The sequence below is a fragment of the Clostridium mucosae genome, from assembly GCF_024622765.1.
Taxonomy (GTDB): domain Bacteria; phylum Bacillota; class Clostridia; order Clostridiales; family Clostridiaceae; genus Clostridium.
In genome coordinates, this window is record NZ_JANKAF010000006.1 from 115564 (window position 1) to 127645 (window position 12082).

Sequence of the window (12082 nt, forward strand, 5' to 3'; positions counted from 1 at the left end):
TTTAATAAGCGGAGGTAAACAATGGATCCTTTTATTAAAAATCATGAATTTAATTATATAAAAAGATGTATGAAGGATTTAAACAATTCTTTAGGACTATGCGTAGATAAAGATATTATTCAAGCTAACAAATTATATATAAATCAAAAAATCTTAGATAATTTTTCTTTTTTAAATTTATCAACAGATCAAAAAGATTTATTTGATATTACAAAAATAACTGAACAATATCATATTGATTTTTATTTAGAAAAGTTATTAAATTACGTATACGAAAGACCCAATATAACAAATGCACAAATAAATAGGTTATTTAAAAAAGAAAAAAAGTTTAAACTACCTGATGAAGATACTATTAATTTAAAAAGTACTTACTTAGGATGGATTGATAATCAAATAAGGAAATTATTTATTGCGTATAATTTAGATGGAAACCTTCTTGGTATGGCTTGTAGAATATCTAATCCTGAACCTAAAGGTTCACATAGATGTATTCTTTGTAATCACATTGGTAAGGAAAATGAAGTTGCCTTTGTTTCGCCAATATGCAAACCATCATCTAAAGATGCTTATAAATCTATAGGCTTTGATATATGTTTAAATAGTAAAGAGTATAACGAAAGAATAGTTTCTATCAGTAAGCTTGAAGAACTTTTGAAAACCGTAAATAATATTAAATAACTTTTTTAACTAAAAAGTTAAAGGGGGGCGCGTAACGCGACCCCCTTTAAAATAAACATATAATTTAAAATAACTTTGATATATACTTAATTACAATTAATAAAATAAATGCTTATGAAATAATAACTAATCAGTTGGTAATATTATTGTAAACTTACTTCCCTTATTTAATTCACTTTCCAAAGTAACATGTCCCCCATGTAATTCTACAATATGTTTTACTAATGTTAATCCTATTCCACTACTACTTACTTGAATAGAATTAGAGTTCTTTCCTTGTTCGAACCTTTTAAATATAAATTCTTGATCCTCTTTAGATATTCCTATACCACTATCTTCCACAGAAATTATTACAACATCATTATCATCTTCAATTAAAACTTTAATTTCTCCACCACTTTCTGTAAACTTAACTGCATTCCCAATAAGGTTAATAATACATCTTTCTATTTCCTTAGGATCACAGCATATAGGCATTTCTTCAATTTTAGGATCAATGATTAATTCAATCCCCTTATTATTAATATAATCACTCATATTTAATGCAGTTTCTTCAACTAAATAGACTATATCAACATTTTCTTGCTTATTTATCTTATAAGCACCTGTTTCTATTTTAGAACTATCAATAATGTCATTTATTATATTTAATAAATGATTGGAGCTTTTCTTTATAACATTCATGTAGTTATCAAATTTCTCTTTAGCTATTCCTCCATTTTTGTCTAAAGAATTCAATAATTGAAGTACTGATAAAATTATATTTAAAGGTGTTCTTAATTCATGAGATAAATTAACAAAATAGTCATTCTTAAACTTTTCATTTCTAATATTTCTTTCATAAAGCCTTTTATTTTCTTCCATTTGTGAACTTATTTCTTTTGTTTGCTTATCTACTAAAGCTCTTAAAATTTGTACATAATAAGTATAACATAAAATTATTAAAAATATAACTACTATATAAAGACAATATGCTAAATCCGATTTCCAAAACGGTTTTTTTATAACAAAGCTTATAGATGATTCTTCTGTTAGACTTCCATCACTTTTAGATGCCTTAACTCTAAATGTGTAATTACCTGGATTTAATGTTGAATAAGAAGCATACCCCTCCCTAGTACTGCGCACCCACTCTTCATTTATTCCATCCATTTTGTATAAATAAATTATTCCTTCTATTCTTGAATAATCTGGAAAGAAATACTGAATTGATATATTGTTTTCGTTATATTTAAGCTCAATATTTTCTTTTTCCTCCAAATATAACTCTTTATTTACCCATAAATTATCTATAACTATTTTATTTTCTTTAGAAACTACTTCTTTTATATTATTGGGATGAAAGGAAACAACACCTTTTGTTGTTCCAAATAATAAATGCCCCATTTTTGTTTTATATACGGCTCTTTTATTAAATTGGATTCCACATAACCCATCAACTTCTGTAAAATTAATAAATCTATTTTCACTTATAATAAACTTACTTAATCCATAACTTGTCCCTACCCATACATCTTTATTATTATCTATAATAATGCTATTTATATAATTGCTACCTAAACCATCATCTTCACAATATCTAGTAAAGCTCTCCTCTTTAATATTAAACTTATTTAAACCTTCTTCAGTTCCTATCCAAAGATTTCCGTTACCATCTCCCTGAATACAATTTATAGAATCATAACTTAATGAATTACTTTCAGAAGATGATAAATAATTTTTTAGTACCCCTTTAGTTTTATGGAATTTTATTAAACCACCGTTTCTTCCTCCTGCTAACCAAAGAATATTTTCATCATTATCATCTTGATAAATATCAGATACTATATAATTTACTATGCCACTTTCGATAAAATGTTTTTTATAATTCACAACTTCATATTTCTCATTGTTACCTCTATAAAGTCCTTCATTAGTTGCAATCCAAATATATTTACCATCATTTAAAATTTTTAATTCTTGATTAAAAAAAGTAACTTTTTGAAATTCTTCTTCACCATATTTATTTATTGTTCCTGTTGCTTTGTCAATTATATTTATTCCTTTTTCAGTGGATACTAATATTTTACTTCTTTGTCCTTGAATAATACTTTTTATTGTATTACTACTTAATGAATTTTCATTATTTTCATCATAAACAAATCTTGTCATAGTATTTTTATCTACATTAAAATAAATTATTCCACTTTGTTCAGTACCTATCCATAAATCATTTTCATTATCTTCTAAAAATGACGTTATACTATTCCCGCTTATATTGTATTTCTTAAATAAATTATTTATTTTATTACTAAACTGTTGTTCAATATTTAATATACTAACACCATTATCCGTACCTCCCCATAGTACTCCATTCCTATCTTCATATAAACATCTTATTGAATTACTTAATAAATAATTTGAAGAATTATTCCCTGACTGATATATTTTTGTTGAATTATCACTTGGAGTATATTTTATCAACCCATTTAAACCACCAAACCATATATTCCCTTTGCTATCACATAATACCCTAGTTATATCTTGCTTTAATTTTTCTCCAGTATCAATGCTGTAATTTGATAATTCATATTTGCCAGCTGTTATCTGATATATACCATTTTTACTTACGCTCCACATATTCCCTTCATTATCTTTATCTATTTTATATATGTGCACAGTATTATTTTCATTTTTTATATCAAAATTATCTAAATCTATAGTTCCAATTCCATCTGCAGTAGATACCCATAAATATCCATAATTATCTTCATCTATATCTGTTATATAATTATTATTTATACTTCTATTTGTTCCATCTGAATAATACTTTATAAAAACTTTATTTTCTTCATCATATCTATTGAGCCCATTTATAGTTCCAACCCACATAGTATCATTTTGATCTCTATATATCGACGTTATTATAAGATCAGACAACATATCCTTATCTTCTTCATCTTTTGTTATTCTATAAACCTTATTTTCAGGTCTATTTATAATATTTAAACCATTATCAGTTCCAACCCATATATTCCCATACTTATCTTCATTTATACTTGTAATACAAGTTGAAGTAAGCCTACGTTCATCATTACTGTCATAGTTATATTCTATTATTACATTCCCATTGTATTGATTTAAACCATCTTCAGTACCTATCCAGATATAACCTAACGAATCTTGGTAAATATCTGTTATAAGATTACTAGATAATCCATGCTTCATAGTTATATTATAAAAATTAATTTTATCTTCTTGAGCAATAGAATTGTTATAAAAATCTACATTATTGGCGAAAACTACACTTACATTGCTAAATAAAGCTAAAAATGCTACTACAAATACTACTATATTTTTTCTATATTTTTTCATTTTTCTTATTAATTCCTAACTAAATATTAATATTTTTACAACTTATTTTAAACATTTTTTCCCACAATAGTCAATATATAATTAAACCATTTACAAAAATATAATTTTCTCAATAAAGTACTTTCTTTATTTTCTTATAAATAAAAATATTTATTAATTTCTTTTATTTATAAAAATAAAAACAGAGCCTATTGACTCCGTGTTTATATACTCTTTTGATATTTATTACTTTCCCTCTTCTTATTTCTTACTTGTACAAATTCTGAAGTTGTATCATTTGGATCAATATAAACATATTCCCCATTGCTATCCTTCTTCAGCCCTAAAGATGCCATTTTCTTTTTACTATTTCTATATTTTGTACTCATTAGCTTCACCTCTTAATGATATTTATATTACTTATTATGTCTTAACCAATTAATTGCACAATATGCATGCATAGCTGCACCTGTAACTAATATATCTTCATTAAATACTACCTTTTCATTATGCATTGGTTCACCATAAAAAGGATTTTCTTGCTTTGTACCTGCTCCTAACATAAGATAAACACTTGGAACTTCATATGAATAAGATGCAAAATCTTCTGATCCCATTCCTCCGCCTTCAAATAAATTTACTGATTTTTCGCCTAATAAATCTTTTATATAAGAAGTGATTTCTTTAGCTAAATCAGTATCATTTGTTAGTGGTGGTACTGATGACAATTCTATAAGTTCAGCTTCACCTCTAAACATTTTTGCAATTGAAACTACTATATCATTCATTCTATTAAATATAAATTCCCCTAACTCTTTATCCAAACTTCTAATAGTACCTTCCATAATAACTTCACCAGGTATTATATTAGGAGCATCTCCACCTACAAACTTACCTATTGTCACGACAGCAGGTTCAATTGCTGATATTTCTCTCGCTATTATTTCTTGAAGTGATATGTATATGTGAGCTGCTATGTTGATTGGATCAACTCCTAGTTCTGGCATAGCTCCATGACAACCTGTTCCCTTTACAACTATTCTAAATCTATTACACCCTGCTATGCTAGTTCCCAAACCACATAATACAATATTTGAAGGTGTTCCGGAATGAACATGCATTGCCATAGCTACATCAACCTTAGGATTTTCAAGAACACCTGCCGCTAACATTTTCTTAGCACCAGTAAAGCCCTCTTCATCTGGTTGAAACACCAATTTAACTGTTCCCTCAATTTGATTTTGATTTTCTTTAAGCAGTCTTGCAGCTCCCAAAAGCATTGCTGTATGCATATCATGTCCGCATGAATGCATAGAACCATTAGTTGATTTAAAATCACATTCAGTAGCTTCTGCCATTGGTAGAGCATCCATATCAGCTCTTAATAAAAATGTTTTTCCTGGCTTGCTTCCCTCAATTGTAGCAACTATTCCACTTTCACATATTTCCTTTGGATTATACCCAAACTCTTTTAACTTATCCATTACATAAGCTTTCGTTTTTGGTAACTTAGATCCTACTTCAGGATTACTATGAATAGTTCTTCTATAACTTATAATATCATCTTTTATTAATTTAGCCTTTTCTATAAACTCATTCATATCTACACCTCATTTTCTAATACTCACCTTTATTCTTCCACTTATTCTTATAATTTAATTATTTTTTTTTAAAATTATAGCTTTATTTAAATAAAATATCAATAACCCTTATATAGCTTTTTTATATTTGCAATGAAAATGCTAGATATACAAAAGGAAATTGTACTAAAATATCAACAGTAATTCTTACTTTATTATATTGTAATTAAATTCTTTAAAATTTTGTAAATATCTATATAAATTTTATTATTGTATTTAGTATGTTAAACTAACGAATATAAAATTTTTAAGGAATGGTTAAATGATTAAACATAAACAAAAGATAATAATTTTTATAGTGATATTTTTAGTACCTATAAATATCCATCTAATAACTTATTCATCTGAGCTCATGTTTTATAATATGGCTGTATCAAAAGGATTATCGCAAACCTCAGTGAGTACTATATATCAAGATAGTTCAGGATATATCTGGATTGGTACTAAGGATGGTTTAAATAAATATAATGGATTTAACTTAGAAATTTATAATAAAGGGTTTAGTGAAAAACGTAATATTGTTGATGGATATATTACATGTTTGAATGAGGATTTAAATAAAAATTTATGGGTAAGAGCAAATGATGGTTTAAGTAAGATTAATTTAGATACTAATAAAATAACCAATTATACTATAAATACCAGTTCATTGTTATCAAGTAAAATTAGAGATATTAAAATTACTAGTAATGGTAATACTATAATTGCCACTTCTAATGGATTATATAGATATGATAAGTTTGAAGATGATTTTATATCTTTGATTCAAGAAAATTTTAAGCCTTCATCTTCCAATATATTATATATAGAATTTTATAATAACACTGAAATTTATATGATATCACCAAACTGCCTTTTTAAATATGATATGACAAAAGATAAATATAGCACTATTGATAATGAATTAATAGCTACTATAGCAGAAAATAATACTTTTACAGCTTTCTCTCTACATAAGGATAGTATCTACTTAGGAACGCTATCTGATGGTTTATATGTATATAATATTAAAACTGGACAAGTAGATAAAGAGTATAAATTATATACTGAGGGAAGCAGTGATCCTTCTAATACTGTTAATAATATTTATATTGATGAAACTGGAATTTATGTTGGCACAAAGAAAGGTCTATACATACATAAAAAAGATGGCTCTCAAAAACACTTTACACATAGTTTTTATGATAAATACTCCTTAATTGATGATAATATTTCTTATATTATGAAAGATTCTAGTGGACTTTTATGGGTAGGTACATTTTCTGGGATAAGTACACTTGATTGTAATTTAGAGATAACCTATTATAACGATTTTTTCGTTAATCCAAGTATAAGCAATAATAACATTGTAATTGGTACCTATGAAGATGTTGATAAAAAATTATAGCTTGGAGTCTACGACCATGGTATTAGTATATAAGATAAAAAAAATAATACTGTTACTCAGCTAAATACTCAAACCATTAATAAATTAAATTCTGATACTATTTGGGATATAAATGGTACTGAAAAATATATTTTCGCTACATCGTCAGTTGGATTAAATATTATAAATAGAGAGACTTTAGAAGTTAAACATATATTGGACAATATATATTGTCACACATTATATGTAGATGGGGATTATCTATGGGTAGGAACTTTAGATGGCTTTAATATTATTGATTTAAATGATTTTAGCATAAAAAATATGAACAAATTACTTGCTAAAAATAATATATCTGTTAAATTAGGCGGAGCAATTTTTAAAGACTCTAAAGGCGTTTATTGGCTTGGGAGTTCAACAAAAGATGGGTTGATACGATTTGATCATAAAAATAACTCTTTAAAGCTCTTTAAATATAATGAATTTGAAAATAGTATTTCAGATAATGCCATATTATCAATAAATGAAGATACTAAGGGAAATCTATGGTTTGGCACTAAAAGTGGTCTAAATAAATATGATAGAGAAACTGAGAAATTCATATTATATTCCATAGAAGATGGTCTATCTAATAATACTATTTACAGTGTAATGCCTTTTAATGATGACATATGGATAAGTACAAATTCAGGAATAAATTGTTTGCAATTTAAAGATAATCAACTGATAAATGTAAGAAAATATTTAAACGGTGTAGAATATTCTTCAAATTCATTTTTTGAAACTTCAAGTGGAGAATTTATTTTAGGCGGCATTGATGGATTATATATAATAAATCCTGCTACTGTAGAACATAGCTTATATACACCAATGCTGCAATTTGATTCTTTTATAGTAAATGGAAACAAAGTAAATAATATCAATAATACATCCTTAAAATATAAGGATAATTTTATTTCTATAAAATTATTTACTACAGCTTATAATAATGTACAAAATATAAACTTTTATTATCGGATAAATAATGATAAATGGATATTGATGGATAACAATGAGATTACATTTTCAAATTTAGCTGATAATAAATATAATATAGATTTCATAGCTAAAAACTCTAATGGAAATAATAGTGAAATGAAAAGTATATCTTTTAATGTAAATCCTCCATTTTGGAGAAGTAAAGTAGCTACATTTATTTATTTTTCACTAGTTTGTATAATTGTTATTTACTTATATTTAAGGATATCCTCTATGAGAGATGCTATTAAACTAAGAAATAACCAATTGGAGAAAGAGAAATCTGAGAAAATAAACTTTTTACGAAAAATATTGAGTTAGAAAAACGTAAAAACAATTACTTAATTAATATGTCTCATGAACTCAGAACTCCATTAAATATTATAGGATCAACTCAACAATTAATAACTCAACTTAATAACAGTGGATCTATCTCCTCAGAAGACCTATCAAGGTATATGGAAATAAGTAATAATAATCAAAAAAAACTTGTAAAAATAATTAATGATTTAATAGATTCCATAAGAATGAGTGAGGGTGTTTATAAATTATTTATTGAAGAAAAAGATATTATCTATGTGATTGAAGAAGCTGCTCTATCATTAAATAGTCTAGCTGAAGAAAAAGATATTAATCTTATTATTGATACAACTATTGAAGAATGCATTATGAAATTTGATGAAACGGCAATTGAAAGATGTATTGCTAGTATTGTTAGTAATGCTATAAAATTCACTAATCCAGGTGGAGAAATATTAATTAATATAATAGATTTATATAGTATATTAAAAATAGAAATAAGCGATACTGGAAGTGGAATAGATTCTGAAAATATAGATAATATATTTGATATATTTAGCCAAAATGTAAATTCACAAAGAGAAGTTTCAATGGGTAGCGGCTTAGAACTTACTATTATAAAAGGCTTAATTGATCTTCATAATGGAAATATTTTTGTTAAAAGTGAATTAGGTAAAGGTACAACTTTTACAATAATATTACCTAAGACTATTCGAGAAACTGATGAAGTGCAAAAAATAATAAATAGTATAGTAGAAATCAAAATTTTGAAACACCTATGTATGGTACATAGGTGTTTCTCTTATTTAGGAAACAATTTTATTATCTAAATTAAATAATCTTGACACTTCTAAATTTAAAAGTGTTTGCACATAGTTTTTCCATTCCCCATTTTCATAAATCTTAGATTCTCCATCATATATATAAAATCCTGGCTGATTTGCTCCTGGTACTTGATTGCTTCCCGAATTAAATATTACTTGAGTTTTTGTTCCAAATCCTTTTGGAATCTTATAACTATATACTCCATTTCCTTCATTTGTCATAGCAACTCCTGGCCATTTTGCTATTTCTTTTACAGGATTCACGCTTGCATCATATACATATATATTAGGTGTTCCCCATCCACTCGGTACTTTTATTCTTGCAATAGTCTCTATTACTGGTGCCACCTTTTCATATACATAAGTAGCTGTTGTAGTTTTTCTATTTTGTCCTTCTGCTGTTAATGTTAATGTAATTTTAGACCCTACTGACGAATCTGCTCCTATTGCTATTTCTTGTCCGTCTTTATAGAATGTAGGTGTTTTCCCATCTATTGAATAAGTAGAACTTACTGTATTCTTTGAATATAATGTAAGTTTTAATGAGCCTGTAAATGTTGTACCACTTTTTACTGAACTTGATACTTCTGGATCTAAAGTTACTTGCACATAATTTTTCCATTCACCATTTTCATAAATTTGGGATTCTCCATCAGATATATAAAAACCTGGCTGATTTGCTTCTGGTATTTGATTGCTTCCAGAATTAAATATTACTTGAGTTTTTGTTCCAAATCCTTTTGGAATCTTATAACTATATACTCCATTTCCTTCATTTGTCATAGCAACTCCTGGCCATTTTGCTATTTCTTTTACAGGATTCACGCTTGCATCATATACATATATATTAGGTGTTCCCCATCCACTCGGTACTTTTATTCTTGAAATAGCCTCTTCTACTTGTTCTGCCTTTTCGTAAATATAAGTTGCTGTTGTAGTTTTTCCATCATTACTTACTCCATTTAATGTTAATGTAATTTTAGCTCCTACTGATGAATCTGTTCCTAATTTTATTACTTCTCCATTTACATAATTTTTTGCTGCACTTCCATTAATAGAATAAGTTGAAGTTACTGTATTTTTTGAACTTAATGTTACATTTAAAGAATCTACAAACTTAGTATTACTCGCAACTGAGCTTGCTACTTCTGGATTATTAATTTCAACTACAGATTCTAAAGTTGCAATTGTTTTTGATGATATACTTCCACTAAAATAATTTTTTCCTGATTTATTTATTACATTAAAAGTTTTTCCTGAAAAAGTATCTTTATATTCTCCAACTGGCAATGCAGTCTCAACGTTTACATTAACATCATAATTAGCTACATTAACAATCATTGCTCCTTTAGTTCCTCTTTCAATTATAAATAAATCATTTCCTTGAGTTCTAACATACTCATTTTCTCCAGCCATTTTGTTTCTGAATTTATTTGCTGCTACAACCACTGGATCCTTCCACATGTTATCTCCAGCACTCCCCATATTTCCAGCTAAATATCCACCGGATGGTCTATTAAAAAACAATGGTGTTGAAGCATTTCTACCACTTATCATAGCCCATGCTAATTTAATTTGCTCATTTGTTAATCCAACTGTTTCTTTCTTCTCATTTGCGTAAGTGTCATGTGACTCCACCCATGTTATTAAATTTGTAGGACTTCCACTTACTGTATAACTTTTAGCTGAATTTAAATTTATATTTCCATTATATCCAACAGAGCTTCTTATTATATTCCCATATGAATCACATGTTGTTTTAATATATTTGTGATATTCGTTAATATTATCTGCTCCACCTTGTAAAACTTCCCCATAAATAAATAGATTTTCTTTATTATTTAATGCTCCTAATACCCTTGGCCAGAAATCACTTCCACCTGGGTCGTTTGGCAATTCTATATGCTTAGCAGTATCAACTCTAAATCCATCAGCACCACAAGCAATTGCATCATTTAAAAAATTAATAATCATATCTTGCAATCCATGATTTGATGTATTTAAATCTGGTAATCCAATGCCTAAATGTGTTACTTGCCATCTATCATTCCAATTATCTATACCTCTACTTTCATGCCAATAATCAGGATTGTTTTTTATTGCAGGATCAACATTATTAGCGGGATAGTGCTTATCTGCTCCATCACCTCTATTTCCTGTATGATTAGCTATAACATCCACTATTACTTTTATCCCCTGTGCTTCAGCTGCATCACACATACTTTTAAATTCATCTCTTGTACCTAATTGAGCATTTCCAATTTTAAAATTTATTGGTTGGTATAATATCCACCACTTAGAATTAGACATTAAATCTTCCTTATTCCCTTGAATAGGTGATGTTTGAACTGCTTTATATCCAGCAGCTTTAATTTCTGGTAGTTTTTCTTTTATAGTATTAAATGACCAATTCCATGCATGTAATATTGCACCCTCATCTATTGTATTAACTACATTTTGTATATTCGCCGTTTCAGCATTTACTTTAATATCAGAATTAATTCCAAATAAACTATTAAATACTAAACTTAAAGTGAATATTATTGAAAGTAAAAAACTATTAAACCTCTTTTTATTATTCATTTTCTTCTCCTCCATATTTGTTTCATTTACTTATAAAATTATCTAAAGTATTGTTTATTATAAACATTTCACCTCCCAAATCATTAATTTAAATTTCATTATTTTTAGCCTTTAAATCCCTTCCTAACACAACTTTTATTCATTTGAAAGTAACAATATATTGTATTATTTTAATGTCTACTGCATTTTAAATTAAGTGATTTATATTTGTACCAAAAGTTTAAGAAATGGATTTACTATTACTTGCTAGATTATTTTGAGTATATGATATATGGTTAAGCCTATACTATTGATATGTATTCATAAATCCTTTATTACATTTATTAAATGACTTGGTA

Annotated in this window: 8 protein-coding genes; 4 read left to right on the forward strand and 4 right to left on the reverse strand. The window is 26.9% G+C overall.

Annotation, left to right across the window (positions count from 1 at the left end):
- The first annotated feature begins 21 nt into the window (after positions 1 to 21).
- A complete protein-coding gene (locus tag NSA50_RS09075; protein ID WP_257444553.1) occupies positions 22 to 681 on the forward strand; it encodes an FBP domain-containing protein in 660 nt (219 codons plus the stop codon).
- A 126-nt stretch (positions 682 to 807) separates the two neighbouring features.
- Here NSA50_RS09075 and NSA50_RS09080 read toward each other — a convergent pair whose 3' ends face one another.
- The 3 genes from NSA50_RS09080 to NSA50_RS09090 form a co-directional block, all read right to left on the reverse strand.
- A complete protein-coding gene (locus NSA50_RS09080; protein WP_257444555.1) occupies positions 808 to 4035 on the reverse strand; it encodes a ligand-binding sensor domain-containing protein in 3228 nt (1075 codons plus the stop codon).
- A gap of 203 nt (positions 4036 to 4238) precedes the next feature.
- Entirely contained in the window at positions 4239 to 4403 is a 165-nt protein-coding gene (locus NSA50_RS09085) for a hypothetical protein (protein WP_257444557.1), read from the reverse strand.
- Positions 4404 to 4430: 27 nt separating this feature from the next.
- On the reverse strand, positions 4431 to 5615 hold the full coding sequence (locus NSA50_RS09090) for a M20 metallopeptidase family protein (protein WP_257444559.1): 1185 nt from the start codon (positions 5613 to 5615) through the stop codon (positions 4431 to 4433).
- A gap of 301 nt (positions 5616 to 5916) precedes the next feature.
- On the opposite strand from NSA50_RS09090, the gene NSA50_RS09095 reads away from it, so the two are divergent.
- The 3 genes from NSA50_RS09095 (at position 5917) to NSA50_RS09105 (ending at position 9167) form a co-directional block, all read left to right on the forward strand.
- A complete protein-coding gene (locus NSA50_RS09095; RefSeq protein WP_257444561.1) occupies positions 5917 to 7041 on the forward strand; it encodes a ligand-binding sensor domain-containing protein in 1125 nt (374 codons plus the stop codon).
- A gap of 195 nt (positions 7042 to 7236) precedes the next feature.
- The gene (locus NSA50_RS09100; RefSeq protein ID WP_257444564.1) at positions 7237 to 8358 is read left to right on the forward strand and encodes a two-component regulator propeller domain-containing protein; all 1122 of its coding nucleotides are present in this window, start codon (positions 7237 to 7239) and stop codon (positions 8356 to 8358) included.
- A gap of 29 nt (positions 8359 to 8387) precedes the next feature.
- The gene (locus NSA50_RS09105) at positions 8388 to 9167 is read left to right on the forward strand and encodes a sensor histidine kinase (protein ID WP_257444565.1); all 780 of its coding nucleotides are present in this window, start codon (positions 8388 to 8390) and stop codon (positions 9165 to 9167) included.
- Here NSA50_RS09105 and NSA50_RS09110 read toward each other — a convergent pair.
- Complete coding sequence (locus tag NSA50_RS09110) at positions 9144 to 11744, reverse strand: starch-binding protein (RefSeq protein WP_257444567.1); 2601 nt, start codon at positions 11742 to 11744, stop codon at positions 9144 to 9146. The two genes, NSA50_RS09105 and NSA50_RS09110, sit on opposite strands and share 24 nt — an antisense overlap.
- Between the last annotated feature and the right edge of the window lie 338 nt (positions 11745 to 12082).

What these genes read in the sequence shown, in the direction of transcription:
- NSA50_RS09075 (WP_257444553.1), top strand. Translation starts at nt 22, where the DNA reads ATGGATCCTTTTATTAAAAATCATGAATTTAATTATATAAAAAGATGT.
- NSA50_RS09080 (WP_257444555.1), bottom strand. Translation starts at nt 4,035, where the DNA reads ATGAAAAAATATAGAAAAAATATAGTAGTATTTGTAGTAGCATTTTTA.
- NSA50_RS09085 (WP_257444557.1), bottom strand. Translation starts at nt 4,403, where the DNA reads ATGAGTACAAAATATAGAAATAGTAAAAAGAAAATGGCATCTTTAGGG.
- NSA50_RS09090 (WP_257444559.1), bottom strand. Translation starts at nt 5,615, where the DNA reads ATGAATGAGTTTATAGAAAAGGCTAAATTAATAAAAGATGATATTATA.
- NSA50_RS09095 (WP_257444561.1), top strand. Translation starts at nt 5,917, where the DNA reads ATGATTAAACATAAACAAAAGATAATAATTTTTATAGTGATATTTTTA.
- NSA50_RS09105 (WP_257444565.1), top strand. Translation starts at nt 8,388, where the DNA reads ATGTCTCATGAACTCAGAACTCCATTAAATATTATAGGATCAACTCAA.
- NSA50_RS09110 (WP_257444567.1), bottom strand. Translation starts at nt 11,744, where the DNA reads ATGAATAATAAAAAGAGGTTTAATAGTTTTTTACTTTCAATAATATTC.